We start from the raw sequence: 18,079 nt of genomic DNA on the forward strand, positions 1-18,079 counted from the left end.
ATCATTCCCCTGTAGGAGCTGCCGAAGGCTGCGATCTTTTGATCTTGATTCAAAAGCAAGATCAAAAGATCGCAGCCTTCGGCAGCTCCTACAGGGGATCATCTACCGACTCAGTCGAACGTGATGCCCTGCGCCAACGGCAACTCCAGCGAATAGTTCACGGTGTTGGTCTGGCGGCGCATGTAGCCCCGCCATGCATCGGAACCAGACTCGCGACCGCCGCCGGTTTCTTTCTCGCCGCCAAACGCGCCACCGATTTCCGCACCGCTCGGGCCGATGTTGACGTTGGCGATGCCGCAATCGCTGCCCACCGCCGACATGAACTGCTCGGCTTCACGCACATCGGTGGTGAAGATGCACGAGGACAGGCCTTGTGGCACGGCGTTGTTCAGGCGCAGCGCTTCCTGGAAGTCGGTGTAGCCGACCACGTACAGAATCGGGGCGAAGGTTTCGTGGCAGACCACATCGCTCTGCTCCGGCATTTCGACGATGGCTGGCGAAACGTAGTAAGCGTTCGGGAACTGGTCTTCCAGCTGACGCTTGCCGCCGAAGACTTTGCCGCCTTCGCTCAAGGCCTGCTCGAGCGAATCCTGCATGTTGTCGAAGCTTTGCTTGTCGATCAGCGGGCCGACCAGGTTGCCTTCCAGCGGGTGGCCGATACGCACTTTCGAGTACGCGGCTTTCAGGCGGGTGACGATTTCTTCTTTAACCGATTCATGAGCGATCAGTCGACGCAGGGTGGTGCAGCGCTGACCGGCGGTGCCGACGGCGCTGAACAGGATCGCGCGAACGGCCATGTCCAAGTCGGCGCTCGGGCCGAGGATCATGGCGTTGTTACCGCCCAGTTCGAGAATGCTGCGGGCAAAGCGCGCGGCCACTTTCGGTGCCACTTCGCGGCCCATGCGGGTGCTGCCGGTGGCGCTGATCAGGGCTACGCGCGGGTCGTCCACCAAGGCTTCGCCGGCATCGCGGCCGCCGATCACTACCTGGCACAAATTCGCAGGTGCATCGCTGAAGTTCTTCACGACGCGGTCGAACAGCGCCTGGCAGGCCAGCGCGGTGAGCGGGGTCTTTTCCGACGGTTTCCACACCACCGGGTTGCCGCACACCAGTGCCAGCGTGGTGTTCCAGGCCCAGACCGCGACCGGGAAGTTGAAGGCACTGATCACCCCGACAACGCCCAGCGGGTGCCAGGTTTCACGCATATGGTGGCCAGGGCGCTCGGAAGCGATGGTCAAGCCGTACAGTTGACGGGACAGGCCGACGGCGAAGTCGCAGATGTCGATCATTTCCTGAACTTCACCCAGGCCTTCCTGGGTGATCTTGCCGGCTTCCCAGGACACCAGCTCGCCGAGGTCGGCCTTGTATTCGCGCAGCACTTCACCGAATTGACGCACCAACTCACCACGGCGCGGTGCCGGAACCTTGCGCCACAGTTCGAACGCATGATCTGCACGACTGATGTGCTGCTCGACCTCAGCCGCGCCTTCCCAGTTCACGGCGGCGATCCTGCTGCCATCGACCGGCGAATGCACCGGCACTTTGCCGTTCTGGTACAGGGCCGGGTTCACACCTAGACGATCAAGCAATGCGGCAACCATGGGTCACTCCTCAAGCAAAAGACAGAACACGTGCAGCCGGAACATCACGGCTGATCAGACCTGTAGTTTTAGCTGCCCGGAGGTTACTCAACAAACGACCTTTAAGAGAGATATCATTCCGTTTATTCATGCTGTGCATTGCTGGCAATAAGAAACAAGAACCAAGGACCGCCCATGCTGAATAAACGCTACCTGCCATCGATCGCTGCGTTGCAGTGCTTCGAAGCCGTCACCCGGCACTTGAGCTTCACCCGGGCTGCCGAAGAGCTGAACCTGACCCAGAGCGCCGTGAGCAAACAGGTCGCGCAACTCGAGGAGCTGTTGCAGCACCTGCTGTTCCGCCGGGTGCGCCGTCGCCTGCAGATGACGCCGGCCGGCGATCTGTACCTGGTCGAGGTGCGAAAAATCCTCACTCAGGTCGAGATGTCGACCCATTACCTGCGTTCCTACGGTGGCGAAACAGAAGTCCTGCGGGTTTCGACGCCGCCCACCTTCGGCGCCCGCTGGCTGGTGCCGCGCCTCAAAGGCTGGCGTCTGCGGCACCCGTCGATCCATCTGGACCTGTGCAGCGAGCAGGAAGCCGACGACCTGCTGCAAGGTCGCAGCGACCTGGCGTTCTACTTCGGCCAGGGCTCGCGGCCCGGCACCGAATGCCTGAAGCTGTTCGGTGAAGAGCTGGTGCCGGTGTGCGCCCCGGGTAGCCTGCCGGACACGCCGTTCACCGACCCGACGCAACTGACCGACCTGGTCCTGCTGCAAAACGCCTCCCGCCCCCAGGCCTGGCATGACTGGTTCGACCACCAGGGCTACCACACCGAGCACAGCTACCACGGCCCGCGTTTCGAAACCTTTTATATGTGCATCCGCGCCGCCCAGGTTGGCTGCGGTGTGGCGCTGCTACCGCGCTTTCTGGTGGAAGAGGAACTGGCCGACGGCAAGCTGGTCATTCCCTGGCAGCATGCAATGCCCAGCAGCGATGCCTATTACCTTGCGTACCCGGAGCACTCGGCGGAAGTGCCCAAGGTGCGGGACTTTGTGAAGTGGATGCTGGAGCAGGTCGATAGCCCGGAGGCTCCACAACATTGAGCCTTTTCACAATCCCTGTGGGAGCGAGCTTGCTCGCGATGGCGTCATTACATTCAATACTTGAGTTGCCTGTCAGTCCGCTATCGCGAGCAAGCTCGCTCCCACAAGGATCTGGGGCAGTCTGAAAAATTGCTGGCAATCCCCACCACCGTTGTGCGCCACTAGCTCTATTCAATGTGGAGAACCCCCGTTATGAGCGAGAGTGTGTTTGCCGATCGCATCGTGCAGAACCTGCTCGACACCGACTTCTACAAACTGACGATGATGCAGGCGGTGCTGCACAACTACCCCAACGTCGAAGTCGAATGGGAGTTTCGTTGCCGTAACGGCGAGGATTTGCGCCCCTACCTGGCGGAAATCCGTTTCCAGATCGAACGCCTGGCCGAACTGAGCCTGAGCGCCGATCAATTGAGCTTTCTGGAACGCATCAGCTTCCTGAAGCCGGATTTCCTGCGCTTTCTCGGCTTGTTTCGCTTCAACCTGCGCTACCTCCACACCGGTATCGAAAACGGCGAACTGGTCATCCGCCTGCGCGGCCCCTGGCTGCATGTGATCCTGTTCGAAGTGCCGCTGCTGGCACTGGTCAGCGAGGTACGCAATCGTTATCGCTACCGCGAAGTCGTGCTGGAGCAGGCCCGCGAGCAGCTCTACCGCAAGTTCGACTGGCTGAGCGCCAACGCCAGCAGCGATGAATTGTCCGAGTTGCAGGTGGCCGATTTCGGCACGCGCCGCCGCTTCTCGTATCGCGTACAGGAAGAAGTGGTGAATGTGCTCAAGCATGACTTCCCCGGACGCTTTGTCGGCACCAGCAACGTACACCTGTCCCGGGAGCTGGACATGAAACCGCTGGGCACCATGGCCCACGAATGGATCATGGCGCACCAGCAGCTCGGCCCACGGCTGATCGACAGCCAGATCGCCGCACTCGATTGCTGGGTCCGCGAATACCGTGGCCTGCTGGGGATTGCCCTGACCGACTGCATCACCATGGATGCCTTCCTCGGCGATTTCGATCTGTTTTTCGCCAAGCTTTTCGACGGTTTGCGCCACGACTCGGGCGATCCGGTGGTCTGGGCGGAAAAAGCCATCGCCCAATATCACAAGCTCGGCATCGACCCGATGAGCAAGACCCTGACCTTCTCCGACAGCCTGACCCTGCCCAGGGCTCTGGAGATATTCCGGGCGCTGCGTGGTCGGATCAATGTCAGCTTCGGCATCGGCACCAACCTGACCTGTGACATTCCGGGTGTCGAACCGATGAGCATCGTGCTTAAAATGGCCGCCTGCAACGGCCAGCCGGTGGCGAAGATCTCCGACGAGCCCGGCAAGACGCACTGCAAAGACCCGAATTTCGTCGCGTACTTGCGACACGTTTTCCAAGTACCTGCCGCCCTTTCAAGTCCATCAAGCAAGGAGTGAATTCATGCAAGCCGTACAGCGTGAGATTGCTGAACAGCTCAAGGTCCAGCCGCCATTCGCCGACGAAGCCGCCCTTGAGGCCGAAGTCGCCCGGCGGGTGACCTTCATTCAGGACTGCCTGGTCAACTCCGGGCTCAAGACCCTGGTCCTGGGCATCAGTGGCGGTGTCGACTCCCTGACCGCCGGCCTGCTGGCCCAACGAGCCGTGCGTGAACTGCGCCAGCGCAGCGGTGATGCCGCGTACAAATTCATTGCCGTGCGCCTGCCCTACGAAACCCAGTTCGATGAGCACGACGCCCAGGCTTCGGTGGATTTCATCAAGCCGGACGAGCGTCACACCGTGAACATCGGCCCGGCGGTCAAGGCCCTGGCCAATGAAGTGGCGGCCTTCGACGGCAAACATGCGGTGTCGGTGGATTTCGTGCTCGGCAACACCAAGGCGCGCATGCGCATGGTCGCCCAATACACCATCGCCGGCGCGGCCCATGGCCTGGTGATCGGCACCGATCACGCGGCGGAAGCGGTGATGGGGTTCTTCACCAAGTTCGGTGACGGCGCCTGCGACCTGGCGCCACTGAGCGGCCTGGTGAAAAACCAGGTCCGCGCCATCGCCCGCAGCTTCGGCGCGCCGGAATCACTGGTGGAAAAAGTCCCGACGGCGGACCTGGAAGACCTGTCGCCCGGCAAACCGGACGAAGCCTCCCACGGCGTGACCTATGCCGAGATCGACGCGTTCCTGCACGGCCATCCGGTGCGGGAGGAAGCGTTCAAGATCATATGCGACACCTACAACAAGACCCATCACAAGCGGGTGATGCCGTTTGCGCCTTGAAGCGTGAGTGAATGAAAAGCCCGCTGAAGAGTGATCCTCAGCGGGCTTTTCTTTGGCCAGCACATTTGTTGATGCAGATGGCCCATTCGCGAGCAGGCTCGCTCCCACATTTGATCGCGGTCAAAATGTGGGAGCGAGCCTGCTCGCGAAGAACGATGACGCGGTGTACCTGATTACTTCAGGGTAACCGTGCCTTTCATCATCGAGATGTGGCCCGGGAACGAGCAGAAGAACCCGTACTTTTCACCGGCCGCGAGCTTGGACACGTCGAAGGTCACCGAATCGGTTTCCTTGGCGCCGATGATCTTGGTGTGGGCGATCACACGGGCGTCGCCTTCTTTCAGGTAGTTCTTGTCGATGCCGGCGCTCAGGCCATCGGTGGCGATCGGCTGCATGTCGGCTTCTTTACTCAGCACCCAGTTATGGCCCATGACGTTCTTCGGCAAGCTGCCGGAGTGCTTGAGTTCCACGGTAAACGTCTTGCAGCTCTTGTCGATTTCAATGGCCTTCGTGTCGAAAGACATCTGGTCGGTGGAGTCGACAGTGACTTTGCACTCTGCAGCCATCAGTTGGCTGCTGGCCAGTGTCAACAGGGATACCGCAACAAGTTTGGCAAACATGGTGAATCTCCAAGGCAGGGTTAACGAAATCGCGAATAAACAGAAGACTGCCTGAAAACTTCGCAAGTTCATATGACTTGAATCAAAAATTGTATACAACTTTCGCGCTATGGCACCGATACGAAATATCTACCGGCCAAGTGTCTGGCCCGGGCCTATCATCAGGTCGTCCCCCTTCAAATGGAATGCCTGTCATGTCGATCAACAGCCTGTTGTGCAGTTTGCTGGCCGCCTACGCCTGCGGTGCCAGCGGTACGTACGAAACGCCAAAACACCAAGTCTAGCCCTTGGAGTGACGCGCGCCTGCCTTTACTCTGTGGCCCTGATCGACCATGGAGCAAGGCATGTCTTTAACATCCGTTTGTGTATTTTGTGGCGCCAGCACCGGCACCCACCCGGCTTACCGCGAAGCCGCCGTGGCCCTTGGCCGGGCTCTGGCCGAACGCAAGCTGACCCTGGTGTATGGCGGTGGCGCCGTGGGGCTGATGGGCATCGTCGCCGATGCGGCCCTGGTGGCCGGCGGTGAAGTGATCGGCATCATCCCGCAAAGCCTCAAGGACAAGGAAATCGGCCACAGCGGCCTGACCCGCCTGGAAGTTGTCGATGGCATGCACGCGCGCAAGGCCCGGATGGCCGAACTCAGCGATGCCTTTATCGCGCTGCCCGGTGGCCTTGGCACCCTCGAGGAACTGTTCGAAGTCTGGACCTGGGGCCAGCTCGGCTACCACGGAAAACCGCTGGGATTGCTGGAAGTGAACGGTTTCTACAGCAAATTGACGTCTTTTCTTGATCACATCGTCGGCGAAGGCTTCGTTCGCGGGCAGCACCGTGACATGCTGCAGATGAGCGAATCGCCGCAAAACCTGCTCGATGCGCTGGATGCCTGGCAACCGTCCGTAGCGCCAAAGTGGGCCGAGCAAAAACCCAGCTAACGGCTCGGCACCGATACAGGGCAGAATATGCGCCGCTCAACCTCACCTTCGACCCCAGAGGATCGCCCATGGCTAAACCTAATTATTCCTTCGCCAAACGTCAGAGAGACTTGGCCAAGGAGCAGAAGAAAGAGGAAAAGCTTCAGCGCAAGAAAGCTACAGCTGAAGAAGCGGCACTGAACCCTGAGGGTGAAGTGGCGGCAGAAGACGATGTTGATGCACCGAAAGACTCGGCGCCCGACGCCTGAGAACCTCCGGGCCGGTTGATCTGATCTGGCCCACCGGATCTGTGTCCAGGATTGGCAGCTTCGCTGCCGATCCTCACAGACCAATCGTATGATTCCAGAACACCGCAATCCCCTGTGGGAGCGAGCCTGCTCGCGAATGCGACCTCACATTCAACATTTTTGTGGCTGACAGACCCCTTTCGCGAGCAGGCTCGCTCCCACATAGATCCTCATTACTCCAGTGGCATCACGGTTACCCGAACTTCCGGGTCGTGGTTCCCTCCTCCCAGGATTACCCCCCGCAACGGCGACACATCGGAAAAGTCCCGGCCCCAGGCCAGGGTGATGTGCTCCAGGGCCGGCTGCACATTGTTGGTCGGATCGAAATCCACCCACCCCGACACCGGGCAAAACACCGATACCCAGGCGTGGGACGCATCGGCACCGATCAGCCGTGGCTGGCCCGGTGGAGGCTGGGTCAGCAGGTAGCCGCTGATGTAGCGCGCGGCCAATCCACGGGAACGCACGCAAGCGAGCATCAGGTGAGCAAAGTCCTGACAGACCCCGCGTCGGCGCTCCAGCACTTCCACCAGCGGCGTCGCCACCTGGGTAGCTTCAGCATCGAAGGTGAATTCGCTGAAGATTTTCTCCATCAGCGCCTGCACGCCGAGCAACAACGGTCGACCGGGTGGAAAACAGCTTTGCGAGAACTCGACGAAGTTTTTCTTCAAATGCACATACGGTGATTCAAACCGGTATCGACAGGCTTCGAGCAACTCTGGCGACAACGGTTGGCTGCTGTAGGTCAGCACGCTTCGTGTGTGTTCCCACGCCGGAGACCGGCTGAAATCCGGCACAGGTCGGGGCAACACTTCGATGGTGAGACTGGCGTTGACCAGCAACTCATCGTGGGGACGCTCGAATGCCAGCCGGGTCAGCGGATTGCCGAATACATCCAGATCATCGCGACGCGAGGTCGGCTGTGGGCTGATTTGCAATTGCCGGTCTGTGCAGCGCTGCCAGGCACAAGGCCGTGGCCACAAATGCGCCAGCTGCTGGGCCAGGGACACTGGGCTGTCGTAGTGATAATGGGTGTCGTGGAAAATCTGGTAGCGAGCGCTCATCACACGGACACCGTGCGCTGGCTGACATCGTCGACATGAGCGAAATGCCGCAGCGCCAGGCGATCGGAGACTTGCCCGCTGGCGTCGGCGATCTCTTGCAACAGTGCGGCCAGCCCTTCGATGGCGGCGCGAACACTGGCGTCGCCGAACAGCGGGTTTTCCAGGCAACCCAGATCGAATCGCGCCAGACGCTCGACCAATTGCGGCAGTACTGTTTCACGCGGTACGCCAAAGTCGTCGTTGAGACGCTTGAGAGTGCGCGTCACCAGTTTCAACTGGAACAACACGGCGTGAGGGTTCTGCTCGTCGAGCAACAACAGGTCGAGCACCGGGATCAGCTGCGCGACCGCCAGATAGCGCGAGCGGTAGGTGATGCTGCTGTTGCCCAGTTCCAGCAACCATTCCAGCCCGGCCTGATCGAAGGCCCCGGCGCCCCGCAGGAACGCCGCCAGGCTGCCGCTGAGAAATTGCAGGCGCTCTACCCGCCGGCCAATCATCAGAAAACGCCAGCCTTCGTCCCGGGTCATGTCGTCCAGGGCAAAGCCGGACAGCGCCGCCAGGGACATCACCAGACGGTTGAGGAAATCCAGCAACTCGCCGAAATCCGGTTCTTCGGTTTCCAGCTCCATGGCTTCACGCTGCAACTCCACCAGCGCCTGCCAGTTCTCCCGCGAGAGCTTGCCGCGCACCTGCGAAGCGGCCCACTGCAAGCGTTGCAGGTTGGAGCGCAGGCTGAACGGCCAGTCGTCGCCGAGCAGCGCCGCCAACAGGCGTTCAGGCAATTCACCCTCATCGGGCAGCAGCATCAGCCGCTCGCCAAGATCGACTGCGGCCTGCAAGGCTTGCGGGTCGTCGCCGTCGACATAGCGCGCGAGCACGATGCGCAGCAAACGGGCACTGTCGTCGCAACGTTCACAGTAACGACCAAACCAGAACAGGTTTTCCACCACCCGCGATGGCAGATACGGATCGCGCCGCACCAGGTCATGCACGCCGATGTTGCGCTGGGCTTTCCATTGTTCGCCGCTGGGCGCTCGATCGCCCAGCACCCAGGTGTCCTTGCTGGCGCCGCCGCGCTGCATCGACACCACTTCGGCATCGGCTTGCGCGGCGACCCGGGTCAGGCCACCGGGCAACACCCGATATCCCTCGCGGCTGGCCACCGCATACACGCGCATGCCGATGGCCCGGGGTTGCAGTTGACCGTCTTCGGCTTGCCAGATCGGCGCCTGGGACAATTGCGCAAGTTCTTGCGCCACATAAGCATATGGCCGTGCCTGCATGCGCTCCGCGAGCTCCTGGCGCTGCTTTTCACTCAAGTCGCGGCCAAATACCGGTGCAAAGCTCTGGGACGGAAACGCCGGCTTGATCAGCAGCTCCGGCAACTTTTCCAGGGCTTGGGCCAATACCGGCGCTTCACCGCACCACCAGGTGGCGATGGACGGCAGGATCAGCTCTTCGCTGAACAGGAACTGATTGATCTTCGGCAGGAAACCCAACAAGCCCGGCGATTCCAGCACACCACTGCCGAGCGCGTTGGCCACCAGCACCCGCCCCTGCCGCACCGCCTCCAGCAGGCCCGGCACACCGAGGGCCGAATCAGTGCGCAGTTCCAGGGGGTCGCAGAAGTCATCGTCGAGCCGACGCATGATCGCGTGCACCCGGCGCAGTCCACTCAGGGTCTTCAGGTAGACCGTGGCATCGCGCACCGTCAGGTCGCCGCCCTCCACCAGCGGATAACCAAGCTGACGCGCCAGGTACAGATGTTCGAAGTAACTTTCGTTGAAACGCCCTGGTGTCAGCACCACCACCAAAGGTGCGTCCTCGTCACTCGGGGCCTGACGAGCCAACGTTTCCTGCAAGGTGCGGAAGAATCCGGCCAGGTGTTGCACCTTCAAATCACGGTACAGCTCGGGAAAGGCCCGGGACACAATCGTGCGGTTTTCCAGCGCATACCCGGCCCCCGAAGGCGCCTGGGTACGATCCGCCGTCACCCACCAGCGGCCATCGGGTGTGCGCGCCAGATCCACGGCATACAGGTGCAGAAAAGCTCCGTCAGGCGGGCTGATGCCCTGACAGGGCCAAAGGAAATTGTTGTGACCGAACACCAGTTCGGCGGGCAGCAGACCTTCGGCAATCAGCCGTTGCGGACCGTAAAGGTCAGCCAGTACGGCATTGAGCAAACGCGCCCGCTGCGCGATGCCGGCCGACAACTGTTGCCACTCATCAGCCGCAATGATGTGGGGCAGCAGGTCCAGCTCCCACGGCCGGTCAGCGCCCTTGGGGTCGGCATAGACGTTGTAGGTGACGCCGTTTTCCTGGATTTGTCGGGTCAGCAGAGCCTGACGCTGCACCAGTTGTGCCGACGTGCTGCGTTGCAACTGCTCGAACAGCCGGCGCCAGTGCGGGCGCACGGCGCCACTGTCGTCGAGCAGTTCGTGATAGGTGCCCGCCGTCAGCGGGTAGCGGTCTAGCAGGTCAGGCATGGAAAGCTCGGCAGACAGCAATGATCGGTCAGACTAGCGCAGGCTCGTGACGCCCGGATATACGAAAAATCCGAGCGTCGCGGACGGTTTAGAAACGTCGCAAATCGAGTGTCATCGGTAGCTCATCGTTAATGTCCAGAGGGGGTACAGGCAGTTTCCCCGGCGTGTGCCCGATGCGGAAGAAGCGCGCCATCCGCCGGCTCTCGGCCTCGTTGGCATTGACCGGCAAGCTGTCGTAATTGCGCCCGCCCGGATGGGCAACGTGGTACTGGCAGCCGCCCAGCGAACGCTGCATCCAGGTATCGAGCAGGTCAAATACCAGCGGCGCGTGGACCGGGATGGTCGGCTGCAGGCAGTTGGCCGGTTGCCAGGCACGAAAACGCACACCCGCGACGAACTCGCCGACCCGCCCCGTGGGCTGTAATGGCACCGGGACGCCATTGCAGGTCAACAGGTAACGCTGGGGCGGCAAGCCGCTGAGCTTGACCTGCAAACGCTCCAGCGACGAATCCACGTAACGCACCGTGCCGCCCATGGCGCCCTCTTCACCCAGCACGTGCCAGGGCTCGAGCGCCTGGCGCAGTTCCAGGGCAATACCACTGACGGCGTAATCGCCCACCTTGGGAAAACGAAACTCCAGATGCGCGGCGAACCATTCGGCACGCACCGGATAACCGGCGGCGTTGAGGTCAACGATGACATCGGCAAAATCCTGCTCGATAAAGTGCGGCAACAGGAAGCGATCGTGCAGCTCCGTGCCCCAGCGCGCCAGTTTTGGCGGTGCATAGGGCTCGCGCCAGAACCGCGCAACCAGCGCCCGCAGCAACAATTGTTGCGCCAGGCTCATGCGGGCATGGGGTGGCATCTCGAACGCACGCAGCTCCAGCAATCCGAGGCGGCCGGTAGCACCGTCCGGCGAATAGAGCTTGTCGATGCAGAACTCGGCGCGATGGGTGTTGCCGGTGACATCGATCAGCAGGTTGCGCAGCAGTCGATCCACCAACCATGGCGGACACTCCTCACCCGCTTCAGGCATCTGCGCGAAGGCGATTTCCAGTTCGTACAAGGCATCGTTACGCGCTTCGTCGACGCGGGGCGCCTGGGACGTCGGGCCGATGAACAGACCGGAAAACAGGTAGGACAGCGATGGATGGTTGTGCCAGTAGCTGATCAGGCTGCGCAGCAGATCCGGGCGACGCAGAAACGGCGAGTCCCCCGGGGTCGCACCGCCCAGCACGAAATGGTTACCGCCACCCGTACCGGTGTGCCGGCCGTCAATCATGAATTTCTCGGTGGTCAGGCGGGTCTGGCGCGCTTCTTCATAGAGGAACTCGGTGCGCTCGACCAATTCATCCCAGGTCGCGGACGGCTGCACGTTGACCTCGATCACCCCCGGGTCCGGGGTGATGCGGAAGTTGCTCAGGCGTGGATCGCTCGGCGGCTCATAACCCTCCAGCAATACCGGGCACATCAGTTCTTCAGCGGTGGCTTCGATGGCCGCGACCAGTTCGAGGTAATCCTCGACCCGTTCCAGCGGCGGCATGAACAGGTACAACCGGCCTTCCCGCGCCTCGGCACAGAAGGCCGTACGGGTCAGCCAGTCGGCGGACTCGTCGATTTTGGGTGCGCGCTCTTCTGTGACGGCTGCGCCCTGGCTCTGTAGCTGGCCGGTGTCAGGCAGCGGCGGGAACGCCTGATTCGGGTCTTGCGCATGAATGAATGGATATTCCGCCGCTTTCACCCAGGGTTGCGACCCCAGCGGCAAGCGATAGCCCAGCGGCGAGTCCCCCGGCACCAGTCGGCAGTGCTCGTCGCGCAGATACCAGCGGCCGCTCTGCCACTGATCGCCTTTGGCGGTGCGCGCCAGCGGAAGGACCTGGCCAATCACCTTGTCCAACCCCTGGTTGAACACTTTGCGCAGACGCGCCCGCTCCAGCGGTTCCTCCAGTCGGGAATCTTCGGCGCTGACATTTTGCGGCAGCATCCCTTCGCGCCAGAGGTAATAGAAATTGTCTTCGTAGGCTGGAAAAACGAAGCGTGTCGGAATTTTCAGGCGTTCGGCGACACTCGCCAGAAAACGTCCGGCCAGCGCGCCATCGGCGCCGTAGTCTTGTTGTTCGTCGGCAATCAGCGCGCTGTTGTGCCAGATCGGCACGCCGTCGCGGCGCCAATAGCAATTGAGCGACCAGCGCGGCAGTTGCTCGCCGGGGTACCACTTGCCTTGCCCGAAATGCACCAGCCCATTGGGCGCGTAGTGTTTACGCATGCGCTGGAACAGTTCGGCGGACAACCGCCGTTTATCCGGCCCCAGTGCCGCGGTATTCCACTCGGCGCCGTCCGGGTCATCGATTGACACAAAGGTCGGCTCGCCACCCATGGTCAGGCGCACATCGCCTTCCAGCAAGTCGGCATCGATCTGTCGGCCCAGGGCTTGAATCGCCAGCCACTGGTCGTCGGTGTAAGGCTTGGTGACCCGCGGCGCTTCCCAAATCCGCTCCACGGACATTTCGTGGCTGAATTCGCATGCGCACGGTTCCACCAGACCACTGATCGGCGCCGCAGAAGAAGGATCGGGACTACAGGCCAACGGAATATGTCCTTCACCGGCAAACAACCCGGAGGTTGCGTCCAGGCCGATCCAGCCGGCACCGGGCAAGTACACCTCGCACCAGGCGTGCAGGTCAGTGAAATCCACTTCGGTGCCCGACGGACCGTCGAGACTTTTCACGTCGGCGGTCAGTTGAATCAGGTAGCCGGAGACAAAACGCGCCGCCAGCCCGAGGTTGCGCAGCAGTTGCACCAACAACCATGCCGAGTCGCGGCAGGAACCGGAGGCCTGTTCGAGGGTGTGTTCCGGCGTCTGCACACCCGGTTCCATGCGAATCAGGTAGTCGATGTCTTCGCTCAGGCGCTGGTTGAGGGCGACGAGGAAGTCCACGGCAGGCAATGGTGTGCGGTCGATGCCGTCCAGATAGGCCTTGAATTTCGGCGTCAGGGGCAACGTTTCCAGGTACGGCGCCAGTTCCTTGCGCTCATCTGCGGCATACGCGAAGGGGATTTTTTCCGCGTAGGGTTCAAGGAAGAAGTCGAACGGATTGAAGATCGCCATCTCCGCCAGCAGATCGACCTCGATCCGCAGTTCTTCGGTTTTCTCCGGGAACACCAGCCGCGCCAGGTAATTGCCCTGAGGGTCCTGCTGCCAGTTGATGAAGTGCTGCTCGGGCGAGACTTTCAGCGCATAAGACAGAATCCGCGTACGGCTGTGAGCGGCAGGACGCAGGCGAACAATCTGCGGACCCAGCTCGACAGCGCGGTCATAGCGGTAATGCGTGACATGGTGCAATGCGACATGAATCGACACGGCGTGCCTCCTGCGAGCCTTGAGCGTATTGGAAAGCGCGCAAGACTTATGCCATCCCGCATTGCTGGCGCTTTCTTCAATTACTGGAGGCAGTACAGCACCAAAATCGGGCGAGGCAGGAAAATGGATTGATTATGTTGCACGTAAATGTGGCGAGTGGGGTTTTGCCTGGGAAGCTCTTTGGTGAATGTGCCGCCCTCTTCGCGAGCAGGCTCGCTCCCACAGGAGGAATGCATTTCATTGTGGGAGCGAGCCTGCTCGCGAAGAGGCCAGTTGCCATAAACCACTCTCGGGCTTTGATACAGCTTTTACTCTTCCCGGAATGCAAAACGCCAACCCGAAGGTTGGCGTTCTGTTCAGCGCAGGCGAGGCTTAGCGCGGTACGACGGGCTTGCGAGCCGGCTTCGGCCCCTTGCCCTTGGCCGCATCCTTGCGCTCCTTGGCCGCCTGCTGGTTGCGAGCGAACGCCGCCGCCTTGGCCTGTTCGCGCTTGTCCCACGGGTTGCCGCCATCGCTGGCACGCGGTGGCAGACCGGTGTGCTGGGTGAGGATCTTGGTGGTCTTTTCCTTGGCCACCTTATGGCTACCGGCCGGTGTCGAGTTCTTGCGACGGGCGCTCTGGTAGCTGTCGGTCGACGGCTGGTGCAAAGGAATCAACTGGTTCTTGCCCGGCCCGATCAGGTCGGCGCGACCCATGCGGGTCAGTGCTTCACGCAGCATTGGCCAGCCTTTCGGGTCGTGATAACGCAAGAACGCCTTGTGCAGACGACGCTGCTCCTCGCTCTTGACGATGGTCACAGCGTCACTCTTGTAGGTGACCTTGCGCAGCGGGTTCTTGCCCGAGTGGTACATCGCGGTGGCGGTGGCCATCGGCGACGGGTAGAACGCCTGCACCTGGTCGGCACGGAAACCGTTGCCCTTGAGCCACAGGGCCAGGTTCATCATGTCTTCATCGGTGGTGCCCGGGTGGGCGGCGATGAAGTACGGAATCAGGTACTGCTCCTTGCCCGCTTCCTTGGAGTACTTCTCGAACATGCGCTTGAACTTGTCATAGCTGCCGATGCCCGGTTTCATCATCTGGTTGAGCGGACCTTCCTCGGTGTGTTCCGGGGCGATCTTCAGGTAACCACCGACATGGTGGGTCACCAGCTCTTTAACGTATTCCGGCGACTCGACCGCGAGGTCATAACGCAGGCCGGAAGCGATCAGGATCTTCTTCACACCCGGCAATTCACGAGCACTGCGGTACAGCTGGATCAGCGCCGAGTGGTCGGTGTTCAGGTTCGGGCAGATGCCAGGGAACACGCAGGATGGCTTGCGGCACGCGGATTCGATTTCCGGGCTCTTGCAAGCGATGCGGTACATGTTCGCGGTCGGGCCACCGAGGTCGGAGATTACACCGGTAAAACCGGGCACCTTGTCGCGAATTTCTTCGATTTCACGAATGATCGACTCGTGGGAACGGTTCTGGATGATCCGCCCTTCGTGCTCGGTGATCGAGCAGAAGGTGCAGCCGCCGAAGCAGCCACGCATGATGTTCACCGAGAAACGGATCATGTCGTAGGCCGGGATTTTCTCCTTGCCGTACGCCGGGTGCGGAATGCGCGCATAAGGCATGCCGAACACGTAGTCCATTTCTTCGGTGGTCATCGGAATCGGTGGCGGGTTGAACCAGACATCGACTTCGCCGTGCTTCTGCACCAGCGCGCGGGCGTTGCCCGGGTTGGTTTCCAGGTGCAACACACGGTTGGCGTGGGCGTAGAGCACCGCGTCGTTGCGGACCTTTTCCACCGACGGCAGACGGATCACGGTCTTGTCGCGGGTCATGCGCGGGCTGGCGAGGATCTGTACGACCTTGGCTTCCTGCGGATCTTCAACCGGACCTTTTTCCTGCTCGATGGCGCAGGCCTGGGTGTCCTGGGTGTTCACGTACGGGTTGATGATCTTGTCGATCTTGCCCGGACGGTCGATGCGCGTGGAATCGACTTCGTACCAGCCTTGCGGCGTGTCACGACGGATGAACGCGGTCCCGCGCACGTCGGTGATGTCTTCGATCTTGTGACCGTAGGACAGGCGCTGGGCGACTTCAACGATCGCGCGTTCGGCGTTGCCGTAGAGCAGGATGTCGGCGCTGGCGTCGATCAGGATCGAGTTGCGCACGCGGTCCTGCCAGTAGTCGTAGTGGGCGATGCGCCGCAGCGACGCTTCGATGCCGCCGAGCACGATCGGCACGTGCTTGTAGGCTTCCTTGCAGCGCTGGCTGTAGACCAGGCTGGCGCGGTCCGGACGCTTGCCCGCCAGGCCACCCGGCGTGTAGGCATCGTCGGAGCGGATTTTCTTGTCCGCGGTGTAGCGGTTGATCATCGAGTCCATGTTGCCGGCCGCGACACCGAAGAACAGGTTCGGCTCGCCGAGCTTCATGAAGTCGTCTTTGGACTGCCAGTTCGGCTGGGCAATGATCCCGACGCGGAAGCCCTGGGACTCCAGCAGCCGGCCGATGATCGCCATGCCGAACGACGGGTGATCGACATAGGCATCACCGGTGACGATGATGATGTCGCAGGAATCCCAGCCGAGCTGATCCATCTCCTCCCTGCTCATGGGCAGGAACGGCGCTGGCCCGAAACATTCGGCCCAGTACTTGGGATAGTCAAATAACGGCTTGGCTGCTTGCATGTCGATAACCGGTGTTGGCTTTCATTGAATTTCGCGGGCGCGGAATATAGCACAAATTTTGACCAATTCCGACGGCTGTGGTCGGAAATTGGTGGGAGCTGCTCTAGCGTAACCCCTTGAGCAACACAAACCCTTGTGGCGAGGGGGCTTGCCCCCGTTGGGTTGCGAAGCAACCCCAAATCCTGAGCCTCCCCATTCTCCAGATGAACCGAGTTGGCTGGTTTTACGACTGCTTCGCAGCCGAACGGGAGCAAGCTCCCTCGCCACAGGGGCCCTGCGTCAACAGTTATTCGTCGTCGTCGAAGTTGTAGCTGCCCGGCGCGAGGTTTTCGAATCGCGTGTACTTACCGATAAAGGCCAGGCGGATAAAGCCGATCGGGCCGTTCCGCTGCTTGCCGATGATGATTTCGGCGATGCCCTTGTGCTCGGTTTCCGGGTGATACACCTCGTCGCGATACACGAACATGATCACATCGGCGTCCTGCTCGATCGCTCCGGATTCCCGCAAGTCGGAGTTCACCGGACGCTTGTTCGGCCGTTGTTCCAGGGAACGGTTGAGCTGCGAGAGCGCCACCACCGGGCAGTTGAATTCCTTGGCCAGGGCTTTCAGGGACCGGGAGATCTCGGAAATCTCGTTGGTCCGGTTGTCACCGCTGGAACCCGGGATCTGCATCAGCTGCAGGTAGTCGATCATGATCAGGCCGACATCGCCGTGTTCACGCACCAGACGGCGGGTCCGGGCGCGCATTTCCGACGGGCTGATGCCCGCGGTATCGTCGATGAACAGCTTGCGGTCGTTGAGCAGGTTGACCGCCGACGTCAGGCGCGGCCAGTCGTCGTCTTCCAACTGACCGGAACGCACCTTGGTCTGGTCGATGCGGCCGAGGGAAGACAGCATACGCATGATCAGCGATTCGCCTGGCATCTCGAGGGAGTACACCAGGACGGCCTTCTCGCTGCGCAACACGGCGTTTTCCACCAGGTTCATCGCAAAGGTGGTTTTACCCATGGACGGACGGCCGGCGACGATGATCAGGTCGGCCGGTTGCAGGCCGCTGGTTTTCTCGTCGAGGTCGGTATAGCCGGTGGACAGGCCGGTGATGGCGTTGTCGGTGTTGAACAGGGTGTCGATGCGGTCGATGGCCTTGGTCAACAGGTCGTTGACGCCCACCGGGCCACCGGTTTTTGGCCGGGCCTCGGCAATCTGAAAGATCTGGCGCTCAGCTTCGTCGAGAATCTCGGCGGCGGTACGGCCTTCCGGATTGAAAGCGCTATCGGCGATTTCGGTGCTGATGCCGATCAATTGACGCAATGTCGCCCGTTCGCGAACGATCTGCGCATAGGCTTTGATGTTGGCGACGGACGGGGTGTTTTTCGCCAGTTCGCCGAGGTAACCGAGGCCGCCGACCTGCGAGGTCTGACCTTCCTTGTCCAGTTGCTCGGACAGGGTCACGACGTCGATCGGCATGTTCTGGTCGGCCAGCTTGGCGATCGCACGGAAAATCAGGCGGTGGTCATGTCGATAGAAATCGCCGTCGGAGACTTGATCGAGCACGCGCTCCCAGGCGTTGTTGTCCAGCATCAGACCACCGAGTACAGCCTGTTCGGCTTCGATGGAATGCGGCGGCACCTTCAGCGCGGCGGTTTGCAGGTCGTATTGCTCGGGAGCTAAGATTTCGTTCATGGCCACTTGGTTTTTTTTTGGAAAGCAGGAA

Annotated in this window: 12 protein-coding genes; 5 read left to right on the forward strand and 7 right to left on the reverse strand. The window is 61.1% G+C overall.

What is annotated here, in order from left to right:
- Window positions 1-110 precede the first annotated feature (110 nt).
- Complete coding sequence (amaB, locus tag AC3WJW_RS04230) at window positions 111-1,601, reverse strand: L-piperidine-6-carboxylate dehydrogenase (protein ID WP_102698672.1); 1,491 nt, start codon at window positions 1,599-1,601, stop codon at window positions 111-113.
- A gap of 174 nt (window positions 1,602-1,775) precedes the next feature.
- Between amaB and AC3WJW_RS04235 the strand changes: the two genes are divergently transcribed.
- The 3 genes from AC3WJW_RS04235 to nadE all read left to right on the forward strand — a co-directional run bounded on the left by AC3WJW_RS04235 (window position 1,776) and on the right by nadE (window position 4,938).
- Window positions 1,776-2,687: a LysR family transcriptional regulator gene (locus AC3WJW_RS04235; RefSeq protein WP_258683248.1), complete on the forward strand. Its 912-nt coding sequence runs from the start codon at window positions 1,776-1,778 to the stop codon at window positions 2,685-2,687.
- A 192-nt stretch (window positions 2,688-2,879) separates the two neighbouring features.
- Window positions 2,880-4,106 carry a nicotinate phosphoribosyltransferase gene (gene pncB / locus AC3WJW_RS04240; protein ID WP_493725232.1) on the forward strand — a complete coding sequence of 409 codons (1,227 nt, stop codon included), beginning with the start codon at window positions 2,880-2,882 and terminating at the stop codon, window positions 4,104-4,106.
- 4 nt (window positions 4,107-4,110) lie between these two features.
- Window positions 4,111-4,938 carry an NAD(+) synthase gene (gene nadE / locus AC3WJW_RS04245; protein ID WP_493725233.1) on the forward strand — a complete coding sequence of 276 codons (828 nt, stop codon included), beginning with the start codon at window positions 4,111-4,113 and terminating at the stop codon, window positions 4,936-4,938.
- A 173-nt stretch (window positions 4,939-5,111) separates the two neighbouring features.
- On the opposite strand, the gene azu is transcribed toward nadE, so the two are convergent.
- Complete coding sequence (gene azu, locus AC3WJW_RS04250) at window positions 5,112-5,558, reverse strand: azurin (protein WP_015093240.1); 447 nt, start codon at window positions 5,556-5,558, stop codon at window positions 5,112-5,114.
- A gap of 344 nt (window positions 5,559-5,902) precedes the next feature.
- On the opposite strand from azu, the gene AC3WJW_RS04255 reads away from it, so the two are divergent.
- Both AC3WJW_RS04255 and AC3WJW_RS04260 read left to right on the forward strand, forming a co-directional pair.
- Window positions 5,903-6,490 (forward strand): cytokinin riboside 5'-monophosphate phosphoribohydrolase, encoded by a 588-nt coding sequence (locus tag AC3WJW_RS04255; RefSeq protein WP_493725234.1) that lies wholly within the window; start codon window positions 5,903-5,905, stop codon window positions 6,488-6,490.
- A gap of 68 nt (window positions 6,491-6,558) precedes the next feature.
- Window positions 6,559-6,738 (forward strand): hypothetical protein, encoded by a 180-nt coding sequence (locus tag AC3WJW_RS04260; RefSeq protein WP_007973286.1) that lies wholly within the window; start codon window positions 6,559-6,561, stop codon window positions 6,736-6,738.
- A gap of 212 nt (window positions 6,739-6,950) precedes the next feature.
- Here the strand turns inward: AC3WJW_RS04260 and AC3WJW_RS04265 are convergent, their stop codons facing one another.
- The 5 genes from AC3WJW_RS04265 to dnaB all read right to left on the reverse strand — a co-directional run bounded on the left by AC3WJW_RS04265 (window position 6,951) and on the right by dnaB (window position 18,048).
- Window positions 6,951-7,841, reverse strand: a complete 891-nt coding sequence (locus AC3WJW_RS04265; RefSeq protein WP_493725235.1) for a transglutaminase family protein — start codon at window positions 7,839-7,841, stop codon at window positions 6,951-6,953.
- Window positions 7,841-10,327, reverse strand: a complete 2,487-nt coding sequence (locus AC3WJW_RS04270) for a circularly permuted type 2 ATP-grasp protein (RefSeq protein WP_493725236.1) — start codon at window positions 10,325-10,327, stop codon at window positions 7,841-7,843. Before AC3WJW_RS04270 ends, AC3WJW_RS04265 begins: the two co-directional genes overlap by 1 nt.
- 88 nt (window positions 10,328-10,415) lie before the next feature.
- On the reverse strand, window positions 10,416-13,688 hold the full coding sequence (locus tag AC3WJW_RS04275) for a transglutaminase family protein (protein ID WP_493725237.1): 3,273 nt from the start codon (window positions 13,686-13,688) through the stop codon (window positions 10,416-10,418).
- 372 nt (window positions 13,689-14,060) lie between these two features.
- Window positions 14,061-16,364 (reverse strand): YgiQ family radical SAM protein, encoded by a 2,304-nt coding sequence (locus AC3WJW_RS04280; RefSeq protein WP_102698664.1) that lies wholly within the window; start codon window positions 16,362-16,364, stop codon window positions 14,061-14,063.
- A gap of 286 nt (window positions 16,365-16,650) precedes the next feature.
- Window positions 16,651-18,048, reverse strand: coding sequence for a replicative DNA helicase (gene dnaB / locus AC3WJW_RS04285; protein WP_095964704.1), 1,398 nt, complete (start codon window positions 18,046-18,048; stop codon window positions 16,651-16,653).
- Window positions 18,049-18,079: the final 31 nt, after the last annotated feature.

The sequence above is a fragment of the Pseudomonas sp. GW821-FHT07G06 genome (assembly GCF_058986625.1).

Bases quoted from the DNA above. Each gene is read 5' to 3' on its own strand.
- amaB (WP_102698672.1), bottom strand. From the start codon at position 1,601: ATGGTTGCCGCATTGCTTGATCGTCTAGGTGTGAACCCGGCCCTGTAC.
- AC3WJW_RS04235 (WP_258683248.1), top strand. From the start codon at position 1,776: ATGCTGAATAAACGCTACCTGCCATCGATCGCTGCGTTGCAGTGCTTC.
- pncB (WP_493725232.1), top strand. From the start codon at position 2,880: ATGAGCGAGAGTGTGTTTGCCGATCGCATCGTGCAGAACCTGCTCGAC.
- nadE (WP_493725233.1), top strand. From the start codon at position 4,111: ATGCAAGCCGTACAGCGTGAGATTGCTGAACAGCTCAAGGTCCAGCCG.
- azu (WP_015093240.1), bottom strand. From the start codon at position 5,558: ATGTTTGCCAAACTTGTTGCGGTATCCCTGTTGACACTGGCCAGCAGC.
- AC3WJW_RS04255 (WP_493725234.1), top strand. From the start codon at position 5,903: ATGTCTTTAACATCCGTTTGTGTATTTTGTGGCGCCAGCACCGGCACC.
- AC3WJW_RS04260 (WP_007973286.1), top strand. From the start codon at position 6,559: ATGGCTAAACCTAATTATTCCTTCGCCAAACGTCAGAGAGACTTGGCC.
- AC3WJW_RS04265 (WP_493725235.1), bottom strand. From the start codon at position 7,841: ATGAGCGCTCGCTACCAGATTTTCCACGACACCCATTATCACTACGAC.
- AC3WJW_RS04270 (WP_493725236.1), bottom strand. From the start codon at position 10,327: ATGCCTGACCTGCTAGACCGCTACCCGCTGACGGCGGGCACCTATCAC.
- AC3WJW_RS04280 (WP_102698664.1), bottom strand. From the start codon at position 16,364: ATGCAAGCAGCCAAGCCGTTATTTGACTATCCCAAGTACTGGGCCGAA.
- dnaB (WP_095964704.1), bottom strand. From the start codon at position 18,048: ATGAACGAAATCTTAGCTCCCGAGCAATACGACCTGCAAACCGCCGCG.